Below are 23,508 nucleotides of genomic sequence, written 5' to 3' on the forward strand. Positions count from 1 at the left end.
TTTAGTGGAGCTCCGCCTTCGGATTCCTGATGAAATCAAACAGTACCAGAAAATTATCAGCAACCGGGATGCCATTATGAATGAAGCCCGTCAGCAGGCAGATTCCATTTTGTCTCAGGCCAATGCCCAGACTAATGAGCTGGTCAATGAGCATGAGATTATGCAAAAGGCATATGCCCAGGCTGATGAGATCATACAGCAGGCCAATTTACAGGCCCAGCAGATCGTGGAGCAGGCTGTAGCCGATGCCAATGGAATACGGCAGAGCGCTGTTCAGTATACCGATGATATGTTAAAGAGCCTTCAGACGATTATCAGCCATTCCATGGAAGGCGCCCAGGGCCGCTTTGACGCCTTCATGACTTCCATGCAGACAAGCTATGATATCGTCTCCTCCAACCGTCAGGAGCTGACCGGCGCGGTTATCCAGACGGCAGGAGCGGAAGAAAGCGGGATAGAAGAATAAAAAGGATGATGGTAAGAAGGCTGTGAAAGACCTTCCAGACTACATAGTGCCGGATGGATAATCCGGCATTTTTTATGACGCTCTTTGTCTGAAAGATGCCGGAAAGGCCTCCAAAAGCGGTAACAGCCCCGATCCAGAGTCCGCAGGAAAGGCCGGAAAAAGTTTCTGATACGGCTTTGATTCCTGTTGTGATTTCTATGATTCCAAGGAGAACGGCTGTCTGCCCGGGACTATGCAGGGGAAGCTTAGCTATGTAAAGAGCCAGGATGGAGAAAATCATGATATATCCTCCTATTTTTATCATGACCTCACAGGAATCCATCAAGCTTTCGTCGAAGGAGTGGGCTGACCGCCCTTTTTCAGAGACAGAAGGCTCCGGCTCCCTGATGCCGTAATAAGCTCTGGCTGCCCGGGAAATGGGAAATATGGGCAGATATATGGAAATGAGCAGGAGCCAGACCGGAATGAACTTTGGCATCCCTGAGGCAGCATAGCCTAACAGGAACATGGGGCTGGGATGGTTGCAGATTGCCAGAAGATACCTTCCCTCTCTCGATGTAATCCGGTTTTTGTCCATAAATTCGCTGCAGGTTCTGGCTCCCATGGGATATCCGCAGAGAAGGCCGGAGATAAAGGTGTAGCTTCCCGCATCGGAAAGGCAGAAAAACCGGTGTAAAAGCCGCCTGACAGGAAATATAAGGATGTGGATGGCATTTAAGGTTACAATGACGTTGGAGCAGATCATAAAAGGGAGCAGGGAAGGCACCACCACAGAGCCCCAGAGAACCAGTCCGTTTCTTGCGCCCTCAAAGGCCAGGGAGGGGCGAAGGAGCAAAAGGAGAAGGGCTGCAACGGAAAGCAGACGGAAAAAGGATTTTTTCATAATCACCTGAATAGATTGTTTTATACAATTATATGAAAAGGCATAAGTGATATGATGGTGATTCTTTTTTTCATTTTGATTCTTTCTGTATTCCATGTGACCATGATTGATTATCTCTATAACAATCCCACCTTTTACCAGTTAGACGCTTATACCTGGGAAAGTGATGATTTCAGAAGCCTGCAGCTGGGGGAAATGGTAGCTGATTGGAGTGAAATAGACTACGATGCACTTACCTCCCTCATGGTGGAAAACCAGTACGATCTGACAAAGACGGCCGAGGAAGATTACCACACAGACCGGATCATGAAGGTAAAGCCTGAGGAATACAGAAAACTTAAGCAGGCCTATGAAATGATATTCCGGGATTTGAAGTTTTTTCCGGTTCCTCTTAATACCAATCCCGATGCCCCTGATGTTAAGTATGAAAACGGCTGGATGGATACCCGCACCTACGGAGGAGAGCGGGGACATGAAGGCTGTGATATTATGGGAACAGAAAGGCCCAGAGGCTACTATCCCGTTGTGAGCATCAGTGACGGAACAGTGGAAAAGGTGGGCTGGCTGGAAAAGGGAGGCTGGCGCTTAGGCATCAGAAGCCCTGGCGGAGTTTACTTATATTATGCCCACCTCTACGGCTACAGCAGGCAGTGGAAAGAGGGGGATGTTGTAAAGGCCGGAGAGCTATTGGGCTTTATGGGGGATACGGGCTACAGTAAGGTGGAAGGGACTACCGGGAATTTTGATGTCCACCTCCATATGGGCATTTATTTAAAGACAGACAACAAGGAAGAAATGAGCGTAAATCCTTACTGGGTTATGCGGTACCTGGAGAAATACCGGTTAAAATATTCCTATTAAAGATAGAAGCAGGAGTAAACGTGTGAAGGAAATAAAGGTTTCAGAAGAATTTTTAAACAGAATGAGAGATTTGCTGGGAGAAGAGGAATATAAGGCTTATTTAAAAAGCTTTGAAGAGGATCGGCTTTACGGACTTCGGACCAATGATTTAAAAATCACTCCGGAGGAATTTGCAGAAAAAGCCATATTCCGCTTAAAGCCAGTGAACTGGATTAAAAATGGATTTTACTATGAGGGAGAAGACCGTCCGGCTAAGGATTCCTATTATTACGCCGGACTTTACTATCTCCAGGAGCCAAGCGCCATGACTCCGGCAAGCCTGCTTCCCGTGGTTCCGGGAGATAAGGTCCTGGATTTATGTGCGGCCCCCGGAGGAAAGAGCACGGAGCTTGGAGCCAGGTTAAAGGGAAAAGGGATTCTGGTGTCCAATGATATCAGCAATTCCAGGGCAAAGGCTTTGCTAAAGAATCTGGAGCTGTGGGGAATTGAAAATATCTGTGTCACCAGCGAGGAGCCGGGGAAATTAAAAAATGTATTTGGTGAATTCTTTGATAAAATCCTGGTGGATGCGCCTTGTTCCGGAGAGGGAATGTTCCGAAAGGATGCTGACATGGTAAAAAGCTATGAAGAACACGGCCCGGAGTACTATGCAGTGATACAAAAGGAGATTTTAAAGCAGGCTGCGGACATGCTGGTTCCCGGCGGATTTCTTTTATATTCCACCTGCACCTTTTCTGTCTGCGAAAATGAGGATGTGATTGACTGGATTTTAAAGGAGAATGAGCAGATGGAGCTGGTTCCCCTTCCTCTCTTTGAGGGTGCCAGCGGCGGAATCGGGCTTTCCGGGTGCTTACGGCTGTTTCCCCATAAGATTAAAGGGGAAGGGCATTTTATGGCTCTGTTAAAAAAGAAGGAATCCCATATGGAAAAAGGGGCGGTTTCCCAAAAGGAAACGTCCAAAGCCTCCCCTATTCCCGGTGATCTTTCTTCTTTTCTTTCTCTGGTGTCAAAGCCTTTGGATCAATCCCGGATCAGAATTAAGGAATCTGCAGTTTATTATCTGCCGGAATATTTTCCCGAGAAGGCAAAGGGCCTTCGGTATTTAAGGACAGGCCTTTTGCTGGGAGAGATGAAAAAGGACCGTTTTGAACCGTCTCAGGCATTTGCAATGGCTTTGAGGCAGGAGGAGTTTAAACAGACCCTTTCCTGGGAAAGACAGGATGAGAGAGTACTTCGGTATTTAAAGGGAGAAACCATCTTTTTAAAGGAAGAGGAAGGGTCGGTCAAGGGCTGGTGCCTGATATGCGTGGATGGATTTCCTTTGGGATTTGCCAAGGGAACCGGAGCTTCTTTAAAAAACAAATATTATCCTGGATGGCGGTGGCAGGGGTGAAGAAAATTATGGCAAAAGAAATCAGATTAGATAAATACCTGGCGGAAATGGGCCAGGGAACCAGAAGCCAGATCAAGGAAATGGCAAGGAAGGGCAGGATCTGTGTGGACGGGCTGCCGGAGAAAAAGCCGGAGAGGAAAATTGATCCTGCCCATAACCAGGTTGAATTAGATGGGCGGATCATCGCCTATGCGGAGTATGAATACTATATGCTGAATAAGCCTCAGGGAGTGGTATCTGCAACAGAGGATTCCCGCCATGAGACAGTAGTCGGCCTAATCCTGGACCGGAAGCGGGACGATCTTTTTCCCGTAGGGCGCCTGGATATTGATACGGAAGGGCTGCTTCTCATCACCAATGACGGGGATTTGGCCCATCAGCTTCTGTCCCCTAAAAAGCATGTGGACAAGGTCTACTTTGCCAGGGTGGAGGGAGAGCTTCCGTCCGACTCAAAAGAGCGGATGAAGGAGGGGATGGAGCTTTCTGACGGTACCCTTACTCTTCCGGCAGACTTGGAAATCTTAAGTCAGGGACAGATCGGAGCGCTGTCAGAGATTCTTCTTACTATTCGGGAAGGAAAATTCCACCAGGTAAAACGTATGTTTGAAGTTCTGGGGTGCCCTGTGGTATACTTAAAGCGGCTGTCCATGGGCAGCCTTACATTAGATGAGGCTTTAAGGCCGGGACAGTACCGCCCTCTTACTGAGGAGGAGCTGCTTAGGCTGAAGAGTCATGGAAAGGAACGGAAAGCAGAAGATGTTGGATGAGAAAAAAGCTGTGATTTTTGATCTGGATGGGACCCTGGTGGATTCCATGTGGATGTGGAAATCCATTGACATAGAATTTTTAGGAGACAGGGGACTTGCCTGCCCGGAAGACTTACAAAAGGAAATTGAGGGAATGAGTTTTTCGGAAACGGCAATTTATTTTAAAGAGAGATTTCATTTGAGGGAATCTCTGGAGGAAATCAAGTCTGTCTGGACAGAAATGTCCATTGACAAATACCGGAATGAGGTTCCCTTAAAGCCGGGAGCAGGAGAATTCTTAGAGCACCTTGCCTCCAAAGGGATTAAGGCGGGAATTGCCACCAGCAATGGAAGACAGATGGTGGAGGCGGTTCTGACCTCCTTAAAAATAGACCGGTATTTTGATGTAGTAACCACTGCATGTGAGGTGACTGCCGGAAAGCCGGCTCCTGACATTTACTTAAAGGTAGCTGGAACTCTTGATTTACACCCTTCCAATTGCCTTGTATTTGAGGATGTCCCTGCGGGAATTCTGGCGGGGAAAAGGGCCGGGATGACGGTCTGTGCCATAGACGATGAATTTTCCAGAAGCATGGAAGAGGAGAAAAGGAAACTGGCCGATTATTTTATTTATGACTATTACCAGATATTAAGCAGAAATGGAGCAAAAGCATGATTCATGATTACCTTCCGATCAGCAGATCGGATATGAATATCAGAGGCTGGAAACAGTGTGACTTTGTCTATGTCAGCGGTGACGCCTATGTGGACCACCCTTCTTTCGGACATGCTATCATCAGCCGCCTTTTAGAAGCCCATGGGTATAAGGTGGGGATCATAGCCCAGCCTGACTGGAAAGATCCGAAAAGCATTCAGGTGCTGGGAGAGCCCCGTCTGGGGTTTTTAGTCAGCAGCGGAAACATGGATTCCATGGTAAACCATTATTCGGTATCTAAAAAGCGCAGGCAGCAGGACTCCTACACTCCCGGAGGTGTTATGGGAAAGCGTCCTGATTACGCCGCCACGGTGTACTGCAACTTAATCCGGTCTGTATACAAAAAAGCACCTATTATCATAGGCGGTATTGAAGCCAGCTTAAGGCGTCTGGCCCATTATGACTACTGGTCTGACCGGTTAAAGCGCTCCATCCTTTTGGATTCCCAGGCAGACTTAATATCCTACGGAATGGGAGAAAAGTCCATTGTAGAGATCGCAGATGCGTTAAACAGCGGTATCGATATTAAGGACATCACCTTTATTGAGGGAACTGTTTATAAAACAAAGAGCCTGGAGTCGGTATATGACGCTTTGACCCTGCCTTCCTTTGAAAGTATGAAAGGGGATAAGCTGGAGTATGCCAGAAGTTATTATGTCCAGTATGGAAACACCGATCCATTTATCGGAAAGCGTCTGGTGGAGCCTTACGGGGACAATCTGTTTGTGGTTCAGAATCCGCCTGGAAAGCCCCTTTCCACTGAGGAAATGGATGAGGTTTATAACCTTCCCTATATGAGAAATTACCATCCTTCCTATGAAGAGCTTGGCGGCGTTCCGGCTATCCGGGAGATTAAATTCAGCCTGATCAGTAACAGAGGCTGTTTTGGAGCCTGCAGTTTCTGCGCCCTCACCTTCCATCAGGGCAGAATCATCCAATCCAGAAGCCACAATTCCCTTTTGGATGAGGCAAAGCTTTTGATAGAAGAGCCTGACTTTAAGGGCTATATTCACGACGTGGGAGGGCCTACCGCTGACTTCCGTAATCCCGCCTGTGAAAAGCAAAAGACAAAGGGTGCCTGTCCAAACAGGCAGTGCCTGTTCCCGGAGCCATGCAAGAATTTAAATGCAGACCATGGGGATTATATTGATTTGCTGAGAAAGCTGCGTACCCTTCCAAAGGTGAAGAAGGTCTTTATCCGTTCCGGAATCCGCTTTGACTATGTGCTGGCTGATCCGGGAAAGAAATTTTTAAAGGAACTTTGCCAGCACCATGTCAGCGGCCAGTTAAAGGTGGCCCCGGAGCACGTATCCGACAAGGTGCTCTCTAAGATGGGAAAGCCGGATAATAAGGTTTACCGTCAGTTTGTAAAGGAATACAACGAAATGAACGGCAGGCTGGGTATCAAGCAGTATTTGGTTCCCTATCTGATGTCCTCCCATCCCGGTTCCGGGCTATCGGAGGCTGTGGAGCTTGCGGAGTATTTGCGTGACTTAGGGTATATGCCGGAGCAGGTTCAGGACTTTTATCCCACTCCCTCCACCATATCCACCTGCATGTATTACACCGGATACGATCCCCGCACCATGGAAAAGGTTTACGTTCCCGTCAATCCTCACGAAAAGGCCATGCAGAGAGCTCTGATCCAATATCGGAATCCCAAGAACCGGGACCTGGTTATAGAAGCCTTAAAGCTGGCAGGACGGACTGATTTGATCGGATTTGATAAAAAATGCCTGATCCGCCCGTCTTCAGGAGCACCGGCAGGAGGAATGAGCGGCAGGAAAACCGGCAAGAATTATGGAAGTACAAACAGAACCGGAGCGCCTTCCATTGAAAAACAGGGAGAGCGCAGGAAAAAGACTATCCGGAATGTCCACAAAAAAGCAGGAAAATAAAATGAAATTTCATGGAGGGAATCCATATGAAAATTGCGATTGTAACAGGCGCCTCTTCCGGTATGGGAAGAGAATTTATCATGCAGATTGCAGACCGTTTTAACGGAATCGGAGAAATATGGGCCATTGCCAGGAGAAAGGAACGTTTGGAGGAACTGTCTCTTCTCGTTCCTGTAAAACTCCGGTGCTTTGACATGGATTTAACAAAGATGGATGAGCTGAAAGACCTTCAGGAGGCTCTTTTAGAAGAAAAGCCGGAGGTAAAATGGCTGGTCAATGGAGCCGGATACGGAAAGATCGGCCCTGTGGGCTTTATCAGCGTGGAAGAAGAGGGCGGTATGATTGATTTAAACTGCAGGGCTCTCTGCGCAGTGACTCATATGGTGCTTCCCTATATGTCGAAAAACAGCCGGATCATCCAGTTTTCCTCTTCGGCAGGCTTTCTTCCCCAGCCTCAGTTTGCCATCTATGCGGCGACAAAGGCCTTTATTTTAAGCTATAGCAGGGCCCTTAATGAGGAACTGAAGCCCAGGGGAATCTATGTAACCGCAGTCTGCCCCGGGCCTGTAAAGACGGAGTTCTTTGATATTGCAGGAACAACGGGAGAAATTCCTCTCTATAAAAAGCTGGTCATGGCTGATTCCCGGAAGGTGGTTTCTCTGGCACTGAGAGACAGCATGATGGGCCGTTCTGTTTCGGTCTATGGACTTACCATGAAATCATTCCGCATGCTGTGCAAGATATTTCCCCACGGCATGATCCTGCGTCTTATCAGAAAATCCATGAAAGCAGAGTAGGAATAGAAAGGATCATTCATGCAGTCTTTGATTGTATCAAAAAATGAAGCAGGCCAGCGTTTGGATAAGCTGCTGGCTAAATATTTAAATCTGGCAGGGAAAAGCTTTCTCTATAAAATGATGAGAAAGAAAAACATCACCTTAAACGGAAAGAAATGCGATGGTTCGGAAAAGCTGGGAGAGGGAGATGAAATCAAACTTTTCCTCTCTGACGAAACCATCGAAAAGTTTTCGGAGGTTAAGATTCCCCAGGTAAAAAAAGTGGTTTTAAACGTCATATATGAGGATGAACACATCCTCTTAGTCAATAAGCCTGCAGGGATGCTGTCCCAGAAGGCCAAGGAGTCTGATGAATCCCTGGTGGAATATCTCATCGACTATCTTCTGTCAAAGGGAAGCCTGACAACAGAACAGTTAAGGAGCTTCCGGCCTTCCATATGCAACCGGCTGGACCGCAATACCAGCGGCCTGGTGGTCTGCGGGAAGTCCCTGGCAGGGCTGCAGCTCATGTCTGCGGTCTTTAAGGACAGGAGCATCCATAAATATTACCAATGTGTAGTAAAGGGCAGGCTTTCTAAAAAGCAGGTGATTAAAGGGTTTTTAACAAAAGATGAAACCTCCAATCAGGTGACTATCCATCAGGAGCAGGTTCCGGACAGTCTCCCTATTGTGACGGAGTATGAGCCAATAGATTTTTATGAAGACTACACCCTGCTAAAGGTCACTTTGGTCACAGGAAGGACCCATCAGATCAGAGCCCATTTATCCTCCATCGGACACCCCATTATGGGGGATTATAAATACGGTAATAAGAAAGCCAATGAAGAGGCCAGAAAGCTTTTTTCTGTCCAGTCCCAGCTTCTTCACTCCTTTCAGGTTACATTTCCCAAACTGCCGGAGCCTCTTTCCTATTTATCGGGAAAGACCTTTTTTGCACCTCTGCCGGGAATTTTTTCAAATATATGCAGGGACTGGAAGTAGGAGGAGAGAAATATGGGAACCTGGAATACGAGAGGCTTAAGAGGCTCTACTCTGGAGGAACTGATTAACCGCAGCAATGAAAGCTACCGGGAAAAGGGGCTGGCTTTGATTCAGAAAATCCCCACCCCCATTACCCCCATCTCCATTGACAAGGAAAACCGCCACATTACCCTGGCTTATTTTGAGCAGAAAAGTACGGTGGATTACATAGGAGCCGTCCAGGGAATACCGGTCTGCTTTGATGCAAAGGAGTGCAGCGCCTCCACCTTTCCTCTTCAAAATATCCACCCTCATCAGGTGGCCTTTATGGAAGAATTTGAGCGGCAGGGAGGTATTTCCTTTATCATTGTGTCCTACACCCAGAAAAATGAGGTTTACTATCTGCCCTTTGACTGTCTGAAGAAATTCTGGAAACGGATGGAAGACGGAGGACGGAAAAGCTTCACTTATGAGGAAGTGGATAAAAGCTGGGAAATACGCAGCCACAGGGATATTTTTATCCATTATCTGGAAATGATTCAAAAAGATTTGGACAGAAGAGATTGACAATGAGGGATTTCTCCCCTATAATAAACTACACGTTACCGAATTATCACTTTACTATAAGAAAGTGAAAGAAAACGAGATACTGTGAAAACAATTTTCCTGGTTATTACAGGATGGAGGACATCATGGCAAATAAGCTGTTACATACACCGGACGGGGTCCGGGATATCTATGGAGTGGAATGCACGAAAAAAGCAGTTGTGCAGGAAAAAATTTTAAACGTATTTCATCTGTTCGGATATCAGGACATTGAGACTCCCACTTTTGAATTTTTTGATATTTTCAATGAATCCCGCGGAAGCGTCAAAGCAAAGGAAATGTTTAAATTTTTTGACCGGGATAACCACACCCTGGTTCTCCGGCCTGACGAAACCCCTGCCATTGCCAGGTGTGCGGTAAAGTATTTTATGGATGAGGATATGCCTATCCGTCTCTGTTACTTAGAAAGAACCTTTATCAACAATTCCAGTTACCAGGGAAGGCTTAAGGAAGCCACCCAGACAGGTGTGGAGCTGCTGGGAGACGATTCCGCAGACGCAGACGGGGAAATCCTGGTTATGGTGATCCGGGCTTTGCTGGCAGCAGGGCTTACGGAATTTCAGGTGGAGCTGGGAGAGGTGGACTTTTTCAAGGGCCTGCTGGAAGAGGCCGGCATGGATGAAGAAATGGAAGAGGCTTTAAGGGAGCTGATTGAAAATAAAAATTACTTCGGCGTGGAGGAGCTGGTGATGGCCCAGCCCATTTCCAAGGAGCTGAAACAGGTATTTTTAAAGCTTCCGGAGCTTTTCGGTTCCCTGGAACAGATTCAGGCAGCCAGGGAATTGACAGCCAATCCAAGAGCCTTAAGGGCTATTGAGCGTCTGGAGGAGGTAAACCGGATTCTGGCCCATTACGGCCTTACGGATTACGTTTCCTATGACCTTGGCATGCTGAGCCAGTACCAGTATTATACCGGAATCATTTTTAAGGCGTATACTTATGGCACCGGAGATTACATTGTCAACGGAGGCCGGTATGACAAGCTTTTGGAGCAGTTCGGAAAGGATTCTCCTGCCGTAGGCTTTGGAATTTCCGTGGATGAGCTTTTGCTGGCCTTATCCAGGCAGAAGATCGAGACAAAGGTCACAGTTGCCAACACCATGATTCTTTATGAGAAGGAATCAAGAGAGGGCGGCATTCACCTGGCTGACCATTTCCGCAATGCAGGCATGGCAGTCCAGCTTCAGCTTAAGGACCCGGACCGTTCTCTTGAAACTTACTTTGACTATGCTTTGCGCAGGGATTTGCATAACATCTTATATCTGGACACCATGGGATTTTCCGTAAAGGTCACAAACCTGCTTTTAAACCGCACAGAAGAGATACCTCTGTCGGAATATTTACAATAACCGGAGGTACTTATGAGATATCTGACGTTTGCCCTAGCAAAAGGGCGTCTGGCAAAGGATTCCCTTGCCATGTTTGAAAAAATCGGAATCACCTGTGAGGAAATGAAGGATAAGGGCTCCAGAAAGCTGATCTTCACCAATGAAGAGCTGGGAATGCGGTTTTTCCTGGCAAAGGCCAGTGATGTGCCCACCTATGTAGAATATGGGGCGGCTGACATCGGCATCGTGGGCAAGGACACCCTTTTAGAGGAGGGGAGAAAGCTTTACGAGGTCATGAACTTAGGTATGGGAAACTGCCGCATGTGTGTCTGTGGCCCCAAGTCGGCCCAGGAACTGTTAAAGCACCATGAAATGATCCGTGTAGCCACCAAGTATCCGGCCATTGCCAAGGATTATTTTTATAATAAAAAGCATCAGACCGTGGAAATCATCAAGCTGAACGGCTCCATTGAGCTGGCTCCTATTGTGGGACTTTCTGAGGTGATCGTGGACATTGTGGAGACAGGAGCCACCTTGAGGGAAAACGGACTTGACGTTTTAGAAGAAATCTGCCCCCTTTCCGCCCGTATGGTGGTCAATCAGGTGAGCATGAAGCGGGAAAATGACAGGATCACAAAGCTGATCCACGATCTTCGGGCATTGCTGCAGGAGGAAAACCAATGAGAATTATAAAATTAGATGAAAGCTCCAAACAGAATATTCTGGCGGACTTATTAAAAAGAGATCCAAATAATTACAGCACCTATGCCGATACGGTCCAAAAAATCGTGGAAACCGTGAAGGCGGATAAGGACAAGGCCCTTTTTTCCTACACAAAGGAATTTGACAAAGCAGATATCAATGCCTCAAATATCCGGGTGACGGAAGAGGAAATCAAAGAGGCTATGAAAGAGGTGGATCCGGGACTTTTGGAGGTCATGAAAAAGTCCATGAAAAACATCCGCCAGTTTCATGAAAAACAGAAACAGTACAGCTGGTTTGACAGCAAGCCTGACGGAACCCTTTTAGGACAAAAGGTTACTGCCCTTGGAAGCGTAGGCGTTTACGTTCCAGGAGGAAAAGCGGCTTATCCGTCTTCTGTTTTAATGAACATCATTCCCGCTGAGGTGGCAGGAGTGGAGCGGATTGCCATGGTAACCCCTCCCGGACCGGATGGAAAGGTGAATCCCGTTACCTTGACGGCAGCTTATTTGGCAGGTGCTACGGAAGTTTATAAGGTGGGCGGAGCCCAGGCAGTGGCTGCCCTGGCTTTTGGAACGGAATCCATTCCAAAGGTGGATAAGATCGTAGGCCCCGGAAATATTTTTGTAGCCCTTGCCAAAAAGGCAGTTTACGGCCATGTGAGCATAGACAGCATTGCAGGCCCCAGCGAGATTTTAGTTCTTGCAGATGAAAGCGCCAATCCCCGTTTTGTGGCCGCGGATTTGTTATCTCAGGCAGAACATGATGAGCTGGCTTCTTCCATTTTGGTAACCACAAGTATGGAGCTGGCCCAAAAAGTATCGGAGGAAGCGGAAAATTTTGCAAATGTGCTGTCCCGGTCTGAGATCATCAAGAAGTCTTTGGATAATTACGGATATATTCTGGTGACGGAAACCATGAAAGAGGCCATTTCTGTTGTCAATGAGATCGCTCCGGAGCATTTGGAAATCATCACCAGAAATCCCTTTGAGGATATGACCAGAATTCAAAACGCAGGAGCCATATTCCTGGGAGAATACAGCTCTGAGCCATTAGGAGATTATTTTGCAGGGCCTAACCATGTGCTTCCAACCAACGGAACGGCTAAATTTTTCTCCCCATTAAACGTGGATGATTATGTAAAGAAATCCAGCATCATTTATTATTCCAAAGAGGCGTTGGAGCAGGTTCATAAGGATATCGAAGCCTTTGCCGAAGCAGAGCACTTAACCGCTCATGCCAATTCCGTAAAGGTGAGGTTTGAAAAGGAGAATTAGTATGCAGCTTTATCCAGCAATTGATTTAAAAAACGGGCAGTGCGTCCGTTTAAAGCAGGGAGAATTTAAAGAAATCACCGTTTATTCTGATGCACCGGAGGAGGTAGCAGCTCTTTGGCAGTCTCAAGGAGCCACCTTTCTTCACTTGGTAGACTTAGACGGTGCTCTGGCCGGTTATTCCGTAAACCGGGATGTGATAAAAAAGATTGTGGATACCGTTTCTATTCCCATTGAAATCGGAGGAGGCATCCGGAGTGAGGAAGCCATAGAATCCATGCTTTCCCTGGGAGTTGCCAGGGTGATCATCGGGACCAGAGCCGTGGAAAATCCTGAATTTCTTGGGGAAATGGTTAAAAAATTTGGCCCTGAACGGATTGTGGCCGGCGTGGATGCAAAAGATGGCATGGTGGCTGTGGAGGGCTGGGAAAAAATCAGTACCATATCGGCATCAGACTTATGCGGACGCATGAAGGAATACGGCATTCAGCACATTGTATACACTGATATAGCCAGAGACGGAATGCTGTCCGGGCCTAATGTGGCTTATACGAAAAAGCTGACAGATGATACAGGGCTGGATATTATCGCTTCCGGCGGGATGTCCTCTATGGAGGATTTACGCCAGCTTTATGAAGCCGGTGTCAAAGGGGCCATTATCGGCAAGGCTTTGTATGAAAAACGGATTGATCTTAAGAGCGCCATCGATGCGTTTGAAAAGCAGACGCATCAGGGGAGGATTGTATGATGGAGTGTAAAAAAATAATTGCAGGCTTTGGCATCCGAAAAGGAAAGGCTGTCAGGCTTGATGACAGGGCGGCATATTATGAAAAAGGCCTTCTGGAACTGGCCCGTTTTTACGGAGACAGCGGAGCTGATGAGCTTTTTCTTCTGGATTTATCGGAATCTGAGGAAGATCATGAGAAGACCATAGGCATGATGAAAGAGATTGCAAGGCTTTCCGATATCCCGGTTATTGCCGGAGGAAGAGTGAAACGGTTAGAGGATGTGAAAAAATATCTCTACTCAGGGGCAAAAGCCTCCTTCCTAGACGCAGGACTGGAGGAAAATGTGGACCTGATGAAGGAGGCCTCAGACCGGTTCGGGGATGATAAGGTATACGCTTACCTGCCGGATTGCTCCTATCTGGAAAGCGCCAAGGAATATGCTCAGCTTGGGGCCTCTGTCATGATTTTAGGGGATTTGGAAATGGCAGAAGAAAAGCTTTTAAAGGTGGCCCAATGCAAGGAGGTTTTTCTGCTTGCCGGTTCTGCCGGGGAGCTTTTGCCTGCTGTACTTAAAACAGAGAATGTAAACGGTTTTATCGGAATATTTGATGGAGAAGCAAGCTGTATGGATTTAAAACAGGATTTAAAGGCCGGAGGAATCGGGGTGGATACCTTTGAAAGCCCTGTCAGCTTCAGCCAGTTTAAGTTAAATGACCACGGTCTCATCCCGGTCATCACCCAGGATTACCGGACAGGCCAGGTGCTGATGCTGGCCTATATGAATGAAGAGGCATTTCAGACGACTTTAAGGACCGGGTGCATGACTTATTACAGCAGAAGCAGGGAAGCACTCTGGCTTAAGGGGGAAACCTCCGGTCATTACCAGTATGTGAAGTCTCTTTCCATAGATTGTGACAGCGACACCCTGCTTGCCAAGGTCAATCAGATCGGTGCAGCCTGCCATACCGGGGAAAAAACGTGTTTTTATACAGACCTTGTAAAAAAGGAATATCAGGAGACCAATCCCCTCAAGGTATTTGAAGATGTACTTCAGGTGATCGCGGACAGGAAGAAAAATCCCAAGGAAGGCTCTTATACCAATTACCTGTTTGATAAGGGAATTGATAAAATATTAAAGAAGTTGGGAGAGGAAGCCGCGGAAATCATTATAGCTGCTAAAAACCCCAATTCTGAAGAAGTAAAATACGAAATTTCGGACTTTCTTTACCACATGATGGTGCTGATGGTCCAAAAGGGAGTGACCTGGGAGGACATTACCAGGGAGCTGGCAAACCGCTGACAGTTATTGCCCCGGCATGGAGATGAATTCATCATTTCTATGCCGGGGTTTTTGATTTTATGAATTAAGAAGATGTTAAGATTCTCCAATGGTCATTAACTAAGGACAGAGGACGGCCGACAAAAAGAGAGTAAGTCATGACAAAAAAGCTTTAGATTTGAAATATGCACACTCAGGAGGTTTTTACATTGTCTCGATTCATAAATACTTCATTTATAGGGCTGATCCTTGGCGTTTTCTTTATTGTCAGCGCCATGGTTACATCCGGACATGTCGATTTATTCTATAATGTTCCATCTGCACTTATGATTTTTGGAGGTACTGCGGCATCCTTTGTTATGGCCTTTCCGCCAAAGACTCTAAAGACCTTTGGATCCGTTTTTTTAAAGGCTTTCAGAAAAGATGATTATGATTTAAAGGGGGATATCGTAAGCCTGATCCGATGCGCTGAAATATCCAGAAAAAACGGACTGCTGGCATTGGAAAACCATATTGATGATCTTACCAGGGATGAATACCTGAAAATGGGAATCCGGTATATCATCGACGGAACGGATGAAGAACAGCTGAGAAATATTATGGAAGGGGCAACCCATTTCATGAAGCTGCGCCATGCAAAGAGTGCGGCGATGCTGAATATGATCGGAGCCACAGCTCCGGCTTTGGGACTCCTCGGAACGTATGTAGGTCTGATTCCCATGCTTAATAACTTGGACGATCCTACCACCCTGGGACCTATGATGGCTCTGGAGCTTGTTTCTTCCTTTTACGGTGCCTTCGTTGCCAATATCATATTTTCTCCACTTGGGAAGAAACTGGTGGCTATGGACAAGGAGGAGGCTTTCAGAAGAGAGCTGCTGCTGGAAGGGCTTATAGGCATTCAGCAGGGAAAAAACCCCAGAATGATCAAGGAAGAGCTGTCGGCATTTGCAAATATCAATTTGGATGAAGATGATGAAAACCCGAAAAAAAAGGGGAAGAAAGAAAAGAAGCCGAAAAAAGAAAAAAATTAATGAAACCGATGATCAATACGCACCATCAACGAAAGCAGTGAAAGGGGGTGACAAACGATCATGAGCTCAAAATTCGAAGATGAAGATGATGATGAAGAAGAGGGCGAAGGCTGGCTGGCCAGTTATAGTGATTTGATGACTGATTTGCTGGCGGTTTTCGTAATTTTATTCTCATTTGCCATGATGAGTCAGGTGGCTGTCATTCAGGCAGAAAGAAAAGCGTTGGAAGAGGAGAGGAATGTTTCTTCCTCCAGCACCGGGGGCGGAGGCAATTTTGATTTAGAGGAATTCAACAGCCTTTACGAGCACATGAAAACCTATGTGGTGGAAGCGGGGCTGTCGGAACAGCTCAATGTTGAAAAGCTGGGAGATGAAGAGATATTGCTGCGGATTTCAGCCTCCATTCTCTTTGACTCAGGAAAGGCTGATATTGCCCCGGATGCAGTTCCCATGCTTCAAAATATTTCGGATATCCTTGTCTATTATCAGGAAGCAATTCAGATGATACGTATTGAAGGGCATACGGATAACCGTCCCATAAAGACGTCTGCTTTTGACAGTAACTGGGAGTTGTCCACCAGCCGTGCGGTCAATGTTTTAAAGCACCTTTTGGAAACCTCGGGAATTGAGGCAAAGAAGTTTTCTGCAATCGGATACAGCGAGTTTTATCCGGTAGCTGATAATGACACCGATGAAGGCAGAGGCAGGAACCGGCGCGTAGATTTTTACATAAAATCAATGGGGAATGATACGGAATAATACCATTTCATGGCAGGCATGTAAAGAAAAACAGGTTTAGCGGGCATTGGCAATCAGGCTTTTCAAGCCTTTGCCAGTGCTTTTTACATGGATGGACAAGTTTTCTTCCTTGTGATATAATGGTAAAAACTGAGAAACAAGGAGGTGGAAGTATGAATAGTCAGATATCTGGTCAAATGAAACGGATGATCCGGCTTTACCGGTGGGCGATACCGGTTGCATTGGTGTACTGCATGGCTTTTTCCTTCCTGTTTGCAGGCGCGGCTTTCGGGCTTTTAGGAAGCGGGAAACCGGAGATGGCTCCGGAAAAGTTCAATGTATATGGCGGAGAGAATATTTACAGCAGCCTGGATGCCAGAATGATGACCTTTGAATTTGCATCAGACTTTAAAGAAACCAATCATTACTATTTTGTTTATGATGAGGAATCTTTGCCCTACATAATTCAGGTCCATGGAAACCTTTCTGAGGAAGCCTTAAAAATCCAGTCTTATTTATACGAGGATTCTGAGGAAGAGCCGGAGCCGGTGATCTTTTATGGGATGGCATCTCCCATTGAAGAGGATATCAGGGAATATGCCATAGAAAGCTATAATGAGATGTGGGAGGAAGATCTTGTAACAGAAGATAATTTTTCGGACTATTTTGGTGAATACTATCTGGATACAACCAGAAAACCGGAGTCTCCTGTTTCAAAGAATGCTTCTTTGTTTTTTTCCTTGTCTGCAATGCTGGCTTTGGCCGCAACATTATATCTTGCGGTAAAATTAATCGATCCAAAGCTGAAAAAGAGCCGTGCCACATTGAAGGCGTGGCCGGAGGAAAAGCTTCTTTCCGTGGACAGACAGTTGACACAGGCAGGCACATCTGCCTATGAAAAAGAAAAGCTTTATCTGACCAATGATTATATTGTCACCAATGCTGAAGGTTTTGAAATCATTCCTTACGGAACCATTGAACGGATTTTTCAAACCGTTTCCGGGCCCAATATGCGGCTTACGGCAGAAAGCTCAGGTCAGAAGTATCACACCCTCATCCTTTCCAAGGGAAACGGTTCTAAAAAGAAGGAAGCATTTCAGGAACTGGCAAATCAGGTGAAAAGGAAGATTGAGGATAAGAAAGAGGAGCATTTGAGTATTGCCCTCACTTCCGAAATACCCTTAAACCCTCAGACAGAGGACTGGAGGGCAGAGGCTGCAGCTTCTTTGGAGGGAAAGCGGATCAAGCTGCTCCCGGGAATTGCAGGCGCTTTTGTTGGAGCTCTTATAGGAGCCGGCTTATGGGTCCTTATCGGCCAGATCGGATTTATCGCAGGAATTGCAGGCTTTGTCATGCTCAAGCTTTCGCTGAGCGGTTTTGAAAAGCTGGGAGGAAGGCTGGACAAAAGAGGGGCGGTTATTTGTCTTTTCATAACAACGGTCATGATATTGGGGGCCAATTTGCTGGATTACGGGGTTTCCATGACACGGGCGTACTTTGAATTCGAAGCCAGCTTTGAAACCCTTGCTTACGTGTTCTCCAATTTCGGAAAGCTGATGTCTGAGATGGATATGTGGAAAGGCTTTTTCATTGATCTTGCCATAGGCTACGGCCTGTCAGTCTGGTCCAGTCTGGGAGCAATTAGGGCTATTATGAGTATGCCGGTTTCAGAATAAAAATATAAAAGAAAGGTAGTTATATGATGTCAGATGTATTAAACCGTTTTTTTAAGTATATATCCTTTGATACCCAGTCTAAGGACAATGTGGAGGAGTTTCCAAGCACAGAGAAGCAGCGGGTGCTGGCAAAAGAGCTGGCGGCAGAGCTTCAGGCCATGAATGCGGAGGAGGTAACCGTAGATGAATACGGTTACGTCTATGCCACCATACCTGCTACCATGGAAAAAAATGTTCCGGTTCTTGGCTTTATCGCCCATATGGACACAGCACCGGCCTACTCAGGAACAGGAATAAAGCCCAGGATCGTAAAAAATTATGATGGCAGCGATATTGTTTTGAATGAAGAAACCGGAGTGACCATGAGGGTCAGTGATTTTCCGGATTTGCTGGATTATAAGGGACAGGATATTGTCACTACGGACGGAACCACGCTTTTAGGTGCAGATGACAAGGCCGGAGTGTCAGAAATCATGACCATGGCAGAATATCTGCTGTCACATCCTGAGATTCCCCACGGAAAGCTGCGCATCGGCTTTACACCGGATGAAGAGGTGGGCCGGGGAGCTGACTTTTTTGATGTGAAAGGCTTTGGAGCTGACGTGGCCTATACCGTAGACGGAGGAGCCTTAGGAGAGCTGGAATATGAGAATTTCAACGCGGCTTCTGCCAGAGTGATCATTCACGGCTCCAACATTCACCCAGGGTCCTCCAAGGGAAAGATGAGAAATGCCCTTTTGATGGCAATGGAATTTCACGGTATGCTTCCGGTTCATGAAAATCCCATGTATACGGAAGGGTATGAGGGCTTTTACCACCTGGATTCCATGGGCGGAACTGTGGAGGAAGCCCGTCTGGAATACATTATCCGGGACCACAGCAAAGAAAAGTTTGAAGCGAAAAAGGAATTTATAAAACAGGCTGCAGAATATCTGAATAAACGCTATCCTGCAGGCACTGTGGAATTAATTTTAAAGGACAGCTACTACAATATGAGAGAAATGGTAGAACCTCACATGTATCTCATTGATATTGCAAGAACTGCCATGGAGGAAACGGGAATTAAGCCTTTAATCCATCCCATTAGAGGCGGCACAGACGGTGCCCGCTTATCCTATATGGGGCTTCCATGTCCCAACCTTTGTACGGGAGGCCATAATTTCCATGGAAAATTTGAATTCATACCGGTTCAGTCCATGGAAAAGGTTGTGGAGCTGCTTCTTAAAATCGTAGAAAAATTTGCAGAAAAATAAATGGGAAATGCCCGCCTTTTGGCGGGTGTTTTTTTATCGTATAGGAAAGTTCGTCCTATACGATAAAAACCCTCCGGGAGGATCGCACTGCGGCGGTAGGGTTGGATGTCGCCGAGGCGACCCGCCGCAGGCGGGATTCTTTCTTGTATTACAGAAGAAAATGAGAAAGATTCGCCTTTAACACTACTTGTATTTCCAGGGTCAAAATGGTATACTGTCAAAAAGTTAGTTATAACTAACAAAAGAAAAACACAGTAACTCAAATAAAAATAAAAAGCGAGGTAAGATATTATGAGCAAAGCAGCAGTGGTTTTTTGGAGCGGAACAGGCAACACAGAGGCAATGGCAGCAAAGGTTGTAGAAGGAGCTAAAGAAGCAGGTGCAGATGTATCTTTATTTACAGCATCAGAATTCAGCGCCGACAAAGTGGACCAGTTTGATGCAATCGCATTCGGATGCCCATCTATGGGAGGCGAGCAGTTGGAGGAAGATGAATTTGAACCTATGTTTACAAGCTGTGAAGCAAAACTTCAGGGCAAGAAGATTGCCTTATTCGGTTCCTATGGCTGGGGAGACGGCGAGTGGATGAGAGAATGGGAAGAGACCTGCAAAAAAGACGGTGCCGTATTTGCCTGTGATTATGTGATCTGCAACGAAGCCCCTGATGATGATGCTCAGGCTCAGTGCATAGAACTGGGAAAAGCCTTAGCTTAAACTTAAAGAAACCAGAAGAAGAGGGAGGAACATGAAATGAGTGTAGTAATCGTTGGCGGCCATGACCGTATGGTCGGGCAGTATAAAAAGATATGCAAGGATTTTAAATGCAAAGCAAAAGTTTTCACACAAATGAGTGCGGATATGGACAAAAAAATCGGATGCCCGGATTTGCTTGTTTTATTTACCAATACTGTTTCCCATAAGATGGCAAAATGTGCTTTGGATGGCGTCAACGGAGAGATTACCCGTGTGGTTCGCTGTCATACCAGCAGCGGTACCGCCCTCTTGGGAATATTGGAAGAAAGCTGTACTTGCTAAAAAATTTGATCCCTTCAGGAAAAATTTCTCCTGGAGGGATTTTGTTTTGTCAAATCCCTTGCTTAATCCCATAAATTGCCCTATAATTATTTCATGCAATGACATACGGAGAAGGTGAATATGGAAACAATTAACAAGATGCAGGCAAATGAATATACAACCAATGTACTGAGGAAGGAGATTCTTTTCAACCGGTTTAAGGATGGCGATGAGCTGGTCCAGGAAATTGTCTCAAAGCAACTGGGAGTATCCAGAATGCCTGTGAGAGAAGCCTTTAAGGTTCTGGAGCTGGAGGGATTTCTCATCCGGCTGCCTAACCGCCATGTGATTGTTAAGGGAATGACGCAAAAGAGCATACAAGAAATTTTTCTCTTCCTCCATTCGATCCAAGTCAACTTCATCAGCCGTCTGCTTTCCGGAGGAGAAGAGTGGCATGAAGATTTTCAAAAGATTTATGAAAGCTTTTTAAGACATGAGACTGATGAAATCCGGCTCCATGGTTTTTTCAGCCAAAGCCTGGACAATCTGTACATTCACCAGCTTCATAAAAATTTACTGAAAACATATGCGGCCTTCGTCCTTGAGGATCTGGGAGAGTCGGGAGCAGAGGAATTAAATATATGGGACAAGGTTAATGAGGCTTTACTCCGGAAGGACGGAGAAGAGATCGACCGGTTATTCCGGACATATTTTTTATATTTAGCGAAAGCAATGACAGAAAAGGTGCTGACAAAATGAATCTCAACAAAATTAAATTATTACCGGCCAGGGAACAGGCGGCTTCCAGCTTAAGAAAAGCCATTTTAACAAGAGAACTGGAAACAGGCTCTGCCATCACCCTGGATGAAATTTCAAAGCAGCTTGGAATATCCATCACCCCTGTACGGGAAGCCTTTCAGATCCTGGCAGGTGAGGGACTGATCAAGCTAAGGCCCAATAAAGGTGCCATGGTTTTGGGGATCAATGAAAAAGCTATCCGGGACCACTACGAAACCAGATGGATACTGGAAAGTGAAGTGGTGTACAAGGTTTGCGAAACCAACGCGGACATATCCAAGGTTCTGGTTTCATTTGAGCGGGCGGAAGAAGCTCTTAAGATCAATGATTACAGTGAATATTCCAAATACAACCAGTCCTTTCACTATGAACTATGGACGGCTGCGGATAATGAAAAAATACGGTCCCTCCTTTCTTCCATGTGGAATGGACTGTCTACGGGAAGTAATGTAGGGGTAGAGGAGTATGCCCAGATTTCCATGAAAGAACATTCCCAGCTTGTGGAGGCATTAAAGAAGAGAGATGCAGAGCTTTCAAAAAGATTGATGAGAGAACATATTATGAGAAGTATGGAAAATATGCTGACTCATTACAACATATAACAGGAGAGAAGGATAAGCCTTCTCTTTTTTTTGTTCATGAAGAGGTTGTCAAAATAAATTTGTGATTATCTACAAAAAAGAAATAATAAATTTGTACATTTATTCTATTGTTTATAAAATGAATTCATTATATGATAAGATCAATAAATGGATACATTATAAAATATTAAATATCATATAAGCAAGAAATATTTTATATGGTCCATTGATGAATAAAAGGAGGATAAAGCAATGGCAAAACAGGAATCTCTGGAACTGTTGAAAAACCAGATCGCAAACTTCGTGGATTTGGTTGGGAAAAAACTTCCCGAAGATGTAACAGCAAAGCTGAAAGAACTCAGTGAGGAAGAAGAAATGCCCATGGCTAAGATGATCTACGAGGCTATGGAGAAGAATCAGAAGGAGGCCATGGAATTAAACCGTCCTTCCTGCCAGGACACCGGACTGATTCAGATGTTTGTAAGGGTAGGAACAAAATTTCCTTACGCCGATGAATTAAAGACAATTTTAAAAGAAGCGGTTGCCAAGGCAACACAGCAAGCTCCGTTGCGTCACAACACCGTAGAGACATTTGATGAAGTGAATACCGGAACCAATGTGGGAACTGACTCCCCCTGGATATACTGGGATATCATTCCTGAGAGCGATGAACTGGGGCTGGATGTTTACATGGCCGGAGGCGGCTGTTCTCTTCCGGGACAGGGCAAGACCTTAATGCCGGGCGAGGGTTATGAAGGAGTGGTTAAATTCGTTCTCGACGTTATGACCTCTTACGGCCTCAATGCATGTCCTCCTCTTTTAGTAGGAATCGGCATCGGTACCTCCATTGACTCTGCAGCTTATATGGCAAAGAAGGCTCTGATGCGTCCTGTAGGCAGCCATAACGAGAATTCCAAGGCAGCTCAGTTAGAGGAGGAGCTTGTAAAAGCCATTGACTCCATCGGCCTTGGACCTCAGGGACTGACAGGCAGCAAGTCTGTTATGGGCGTGAACATCGTGAATTCAGCCCGCCATCCATCGGTAATTTCCTGTGCAGTAAACGTAGGCTGCTGGGCACATCGCCGCGGAACCATTGTTTTCCACAGTGATTTAAGCTATGACTCTATTACACATAAGGGGGTACAATTATGAAAAAAATATTAACCACACCCATCTCTGATGAAGATTTGAAGGATATAAAGATTGGCGATGTTATTTACTTAAACGGCCATATCGTAACCTGCAGGGACGTAGCCCACAGAAGACTGATTGAGCTTGGAAGAGAGCTGCCTGTCGATATTAAGGGCGGAGCAATTTTCCACGCAGGCCCCATTGTCCGCAGGAAACAAGGAGAAGACAATAAATTCGAGATGGTTTCCATCGGACCGACCACCAGCATGAGAATGGAGAAGTTCGAAAAGGAATTCATTGAGCAGACAGGTGTAAAGCTGATCGTTGGAAAGGGCGGAATGGGCCCCAACACAGAGGCCGGCTGTAAGGAGCATAAAGCTCTTCACTGCGTATTTCCGGCAGGATGTGCCGTTATTGCAGCAACGTGTGTGGAGGAAATTGAGGAGTACCACTGGGAGGATTTAGGAATGCCTGAGACTCTTTGGGTATGCCGGGTAAAGGAATTCGGACCTCTTATTGTATCCATTGATGCAGAAGGCAATAATATCTTTGAGCAGAACAAGGTGGAGTTCAACAAGCGCAAGGATGCGGCTTTGGAGGATCTGTATACAAAGGTACATTACATTAAATAAACCCTTACCGTAAAA

General features: G+C 46.0%; 25 protein-coding genes. 24 read left to right on the forward strand and 1 reads right to left on the reverse strand.

The window, feature by feature from the left end; all coding sequences use genetic code 11:
* Positions 1 to 466: vacuolar family H+-ATPase subunit H (locus tag V7M78_RS17735; RefSeq protein WP_333651704.1), on the forward strand; the 466-nt coding region annotated here is incomplete at its 5' end.
* On the opposite strand, the gene V7M78_RS17740 is transcribed toward V7M78_RS17735, so the two are convergent.
* On the reverse strand, positions 423 to 1,349 hold the full coding sequence (locus V7M78_RS17740; RefSeq protein WP_333651705.1) for a nucleoside recognition protein: 927 nt from the start codon (positions 1,347 to 1,349) through the stop codon (positions 423 to 425). The genes V7M78_RS17735 and V7M78_RS17740 overlap by 44 nt on opposite strands.
* A 51-nt stretch (positions 1,350 to 1,400) precedes the next feature.
* On the opposite strand from V7M78_RS17740, the gene V7M78_RS17745 reads away from it, so the two are divergent.
* From V7M78_RS17745 to ttdB, 23 genes are all read left to right on the forward strand, one after another.
* Entirely contained in the window at positions 1,401 to 2,210 is an 810-nt protein-coding gene (locus V7M78_RS17745; protein WP_442914672.1) for a M23 family metallopeptidase, read from the forward strand.
* Between the two features lie 61 nt (positions 2,211 to 2,271).
* On the forward strand, positions 2,272 to 3,603 hold the full coding sequence (locus V7M78_RS17750; protein ID WP_442914673.1) for an RsmB/NOP family class I SAM-dependent RNA methyltransferase: 1,332 nt from the start codon (positions 2,272 to 2,274) through the stop codon (positions 3,601 to 3,603).
* 8 nt (positions 3,604 to 3,611) lie between these two features.
* A complete protein-coding gene (locus V7M78_RS17755; protein ID WP_333651707.1) occupies positions 3,612 to 4,370 on the forward strand; it encodes a pseudouridine synthase in 759 nt (252 codons plus the stop codon).
* Positions 4,360 to 5,025, forward strand: coding sequence for an HAD family hydrolase (locus tag V7M78_RS17760; protein ID WP_333651772.1), 666 nt, complete (start codon positions 4,360 to 4,362; stop codon positions 5,023 to 5,025). The genes V7M78_RS17755 and V7M78_RS17760 overlap by 11 nt, the downstream gene beginning before the upstream one ends.
* Positions 5,022 to 6,962, forward strand: coding sequence for a YgiQ family radical SAM protein (locus V7M78_RS17765; protein WP_333651708.1), 1,941 nt, complete (start codon positions 5,022 to 5,024; stop codon positions 6,960 to 6,962). Before V7M78_RS17760 ends, V7M78_RS17765 begins: the two co-directional genes overlap by 4 nt.
* Positions 6,963 to 6,988: 26 nt before the next feature.
* Positions 6,989 to 7,759, forward strand: a complete 771-nt coding sequence (locus V7M78_RS17770) for an SDR family NAD(P)-dependent oxidoreductase (protein WP_333651709.1) — start codon at positions 6,989 to 6,991, stop codon at positions 7,757 to 7,759.
* Positions 7,760 to 7,777: 18 nt separating this feature from the next.
* Positions 7,778 to 8,740, forward strand: a complete 963-nt coding sequence (locus V7M78_RS17775) for an RluA family pseudouridine synthase (RefSeq protein WP_333651710.1) — start codon at positions 7,778 to 7,780, stop codon at positions 8,738 to 8,740.
* 12 nt (positions 8,741 to 8,752) lie between these two features.
* A complete protein-coding gene (locus V7M78_RS17780) occupies positions 8,753 to 9,286 on the forward strand; it encodes a Holliday junction resolvase RecU (protein ID WP_333651711.1) in 534 nt (177 codons plus the stop codon).
* Between the two features lie 125 nt (positions 9,287 to 9,411).
* Positions 9,412 to 10,674, forward strand: coding sequence for an ATP phosphoribosyltransferase regulatory subunit (hisZ, locus tag V7M78_RS17785; RefSeq protein ID WP_333651712.1), 1,263 nt, complete (start codon positions 9,412 to 9,414; stop codon positions 10,672 to 10,674).
* Between the two features lie 12 nt (positions 10,675 to 10,686).
* The gene (gene hisG / locus V7M78_RS17790) at positions 10,687 to 11,337 is read left to right on the forward strand and encodes an ATP phosphoribosyltransferase (RefSeq protein ID WP_333651713.1); all 651 of its coding nucleotides are present in this window, start codon (positions 10,687 to 10,689) and stop codon (positions 11,335 to 11,337) included.
* The gene (gene hisD / locus V7M78_RS17795) at positions 11,334 to 12,632 is read left to right on the forward strand and encodes a histidinol dehydrogenase (RefSeq protein ID WP_333651714.1); all 1,299 of its coding nucleotides are present in this window, start codon (positions 11,334 to 11,336) and stop codon (positions 12,630 to 12,632) included. Before hisG ends, hisD begins: the two co-directional genes overlap by 4 nt.
* Position 12,633: 1 nt before the next feature.
* Complete coding sequence (hisA, locus tag V7M78_RS17800; RefSeq protein ID WP_333651715.1) at positions 12,634 to 13,377, forward strand: 1-(5-phosphoribosyl)-5-[(5-phosphoribosylamino)methylideneamino]imidazole-4-carboxamide isomerase; 744 nt, start codon at positions 12,634 to 12,636, stop codon at positions 13,375 to 13,377.
* Entirely contained in the window at positions 13,374 to 14,657 is a 1,284-nt protein-coding gene (gene hisIE, locus V7M78_RS17805) for a bifunctional phosphoribosyl-AMP cyclohydrolase/phosphoribosyl-ATP diphosphatase HisIE (RefSeq protein WP_333651716.1), read from the forward strand. Before hisA ends, hisIE begins: the two co-directional genes overlap by 4 nt.
* A gap of 188 nt (positions 14,658 to 14,845) precedes the next feature.
* Positions 14,846 to 15,670 (forward strand): motility protein A, encoded by an 825-nt coding sequence (locus V7M78_RS17810; protein WP_333651717.1) that lies wholly within the window; start codon positions 14,846 to 14,848, stop codon positions 15,668 to 15,670.
* A gap of 60 nt (positions 15,671 to 15,730) precedes the next feature.
* Positions 15,731 to 16,429 carry an OmpA/MotB family protein gene (locus V7M78_RS17815; RefSeq protein ID WP_333651718.1) on the forward strand — a complete coding sequence of 233 codons (699 nt, stop codon included), beginning with the start codon at positions 15,731 to 15,733 and terminating at the stop codon, positions 16,427 to 16,429.
* Positions 16,430 to 16,581: 152 nt separating this feature from the next.
* Positions 16,582 to 18,084 (forward strand): hypothetical protein, encoded by a 1,503-nt coding sequence (locus V7M78_RS17820; protein ID WP_333651719.1) that lies wholly within the window; start codon positions 16,582 to 16,584, stop codon positions 18,082 to 18,084.
* A 26-nt stretch (positions 18,085 to 18,110) separates the two neighbouring features.
* Entirely contained in the window at positions 18,111 to 19,337 is a 1,227-nt protein-coding gene (gene pepT, locus V7M78_RS17825) for a peptidase T (protein WP_333651773.1), read from the forward strand.
* Between the two features lie 291 nt (positions 19,338 to 19,628).
* Positions 19,629 to 20,051, forward strand: a complete 423-nt coding sequence (locus V7M78_RS17830) for a flavodoxin (protein WP_333651720.1) — start codon at positions 19,629 to 19,631, stop codon at positions 20,049 to 20,051.
* A gap of 36 nt (positions 20,052 to 20,087) precedes the next feature.
* A complete protein-coding gene (locus tag V7M78_RS17835; RefSeq protein WP_333651721.1) occupies positions 20,088 to 20,372 on the forward strand; it encodes a DUF2325 domain-containing protein in 285 nt (94 codons plus the stop codon).
* A gap of 120 nt (positions 20,373 to 20,492) precedes the next feature.
* Positions 20,493 to 21,110, forward strand: coding sequence for a GntR family transcriptional regulator (locus V7M78_RS17840; protein ID WP_333651722.1), 618 nt, complete (start codon positions 20,493 to 20,495; stop codon positions 21,108 to 21,110).
* Positions 21,107 to 21,751, forward strand: a complete 645-nt coding sequence (locus V7M78_RS17845; protein ID WP_333651723.1) for a GntR family transcriptional regulator — start codon at positions 21,107 to 21,109, stop codon at positions 21,749 to 21,751. The genes V7M78_RS17840 and V7M78_RS17845 overlap by 4 nt, the downstream gene beginning before the upstream one ends.
* 231 nt (positions 21,752 to 21,982) lie before the next feature.
* Positions 21,983 to 22,882 (forward strand): L(+)-tartrate dehydratase subunit alpha, encoded by a 900-nt coding sequence (gene ttdA / locus V7M78_RS17850; protein ID WP_333651724.1) that lies wholly within the window; start codon positions 21,983 to 21,985, stop codon positions 22,880 to 22,882.
* On the forward strand, positions 22,879 to 23,493 hold the full coding sequence (gene ttdB / locus V7M78_RS17855; RefSeq protein ID WP_333651725.1) for a L(+)-tartrate dehydratase subunit beta: 615 nt from the start codon (positions 22,879 to 22,881) through the stop codon (positions 23,491 to 23,493). Before ttdA ends, ttdB begins: the two co-directional genes overlap by 4 nt.
* The last annotated feature ends 15 nt before the right edge of the window (positions 23,494 to 23,508 follow it).

This window comes from Lacrimispora sp. (genome assembly GCF_036758025.1).
Taxonomy (GTDB): Bacteria; Bacillota; Clostridia; order Lachnospirales; family Lachnospiraceae; genus Lacrimispora.

Excerpts from the sequence above, each read along its gene's own strand:
- V7M78_RS17775 (WP_333651710.1), top strand. The coding sequence starts at position 7,778 with ATGCAGTCTTTGATTGTATCAAAAAATGAAGCAGGCCAGCGTTTGGAT.
- V7M78_RS17740 (WP_333651705.1), bottom strand. The coding sequence starts at position 1,349 with ATGAAAAAATCCTTTTTCCGTCTGCTTTCCGTTGCAGCCCTTCTCCTT.
- V7M78_RS17830 (WP_333651720.1), top strand. The coding sequence starts at position 19,629 with ATGAGCAAAGCAGCAGTGGTTTTTTGGAGCGGAACAGGCAACACAGAG.
- V7M78_RS17835 (WP_333651721.1), top strand. The coding sequence starts at position 20,088 with ATGAGTGTAGTAATCGTTGGCGGCCATGACCGTATGGTCGGGCAGTAT.
- hisD (WP_333651714.1), top strand. The coding sequence starts at position 11,334 with ATGAGAATTATAAAATTAGATGAAAGCTCCAAACAGAATATTCTGGCG.
- hisIE (WP_333651716.1), top strand. The coding sequence starts at position 13,374 with ATGATGGAGTGTAAAAAAATAATTGCAGGCTTTGGCATCCGAAAAGGA.
- V7M78_RS17780 (WP_333651711.1), top strand. The coding sequence starts at position 8,753 with ATGGGAACCTGGAATACGAGAGGCTTAAGAGGCTCTACTCTGGAGGAA.
- V7M78_RS17745 (WP_442914672.1), top strand. The coding sequence starts at position 1,401 with ATGATGGTGATTCTTTTTTTCATTTTGATTCTTTCTGTATTCCATGTG.
- V7M78_RS17750 (WP_442914673.1), top strand. The coding sequence starts at position 2,272 with ATGAGAGATTTGCTGGGAGAAGAGGAATATAAGGCTTATTTAAAAAGC.
- hisZ (WP_333651712.1), top strand. The coding sequence starts at position 9,412 with ATGGCAAATAAGCTGTTACATACACCGGACGGGGTCCGGGATATCTAT.
- pepT (WP_333651773.1), top strand. The coding sequence starts at position 18,111 with ATGTCAGATGTATTAAACCGTTTTTTTAAGTATATATCCTTTGATACC.
- hisA (WP_333651715.1), top strand. The coding sequence starts at position 12,634 with ATGCAGCTTTATCCAGCAATTGATTTAAAAAACGGGCAGTGCGTCCGT.
- V7M78_RS17840 (WP_333651722.1), top strand. The coding sequence starts at position 20,493 with ATGGAAACAATTAACAAGATGCAGGCAAATGAATATACAACCAATGTA.
- V7M78_RS17760 (WP_333651772.1), top strand. The coding sequence starts at position 4,360 with ATGTTGGATGAGAAAAAAGCTGTGATTTTTGATCTGGATGGGACCCTG.
- ttdA (WP_333651724.1), top strand. The coding sequence starts at position 21,983 with ATGGCAAAACAGGAATCTCTGGAACTGTTGAAAAACCAGATCGCAAAC.
- ttdB (WP_333651725.1), top strand. The coding sequence starts at position 22,879 with ATGAAAAAAATATTAACCACACCCATCTCTGATGAAGATTTGAAGGAT.
- hisG (WP_333651713.1), top strand. The coding sequence starts at position 10,687 with ATGAGATATCTGACGTTTGCCCTAGCAAAAGGGCGTCTGGCAAAGGAT.
- V7M78_RS17845 (WP_333651723.1), top strand. The coding sequence starts at position 21,107 with ATGAATCTCAACAAAATTAAATTATTACCGGCCAGGGAACAGGCGGCT.
- V7M78_RS17770 (WP_333651709.1), top strand. The coding sequence starts at position 6,989 with ATGAAAATTGCGATTGTAACAGGCGCCTCTTCCGGTATGGGAAGAGAA.
- V7M78_RS17820 (WP_333651719.1), top strand. The coding sequence starts at position 16,582 with ATGAATAGTCAGATATCTGGTCAAATGAAACGGATGATCCGGCTTTAC.
- V7M78_RS17765 (WP_333651708.1), top strand. The coding sequence starts at position 5,022 with ATGATTCATGATTACCTTCCGATCAGCAGATCGGATATGAATATCAGA.
- V7M78_RS17815 (WP_333651718.1), top strand. The coding sequence starts at position 15,731 with ATGAGCTCAAAATTCGAAGATGAAGATGATGATGAAGAAGAGGGCGAA.
- V7M78_RS17755 (WP_333651707.1), top strand. The coding sequence starts at position 3,612 with ATGGCAAAAGAAATCAGATTAGATAAATACCTGGCGGAAATGGGCCAG.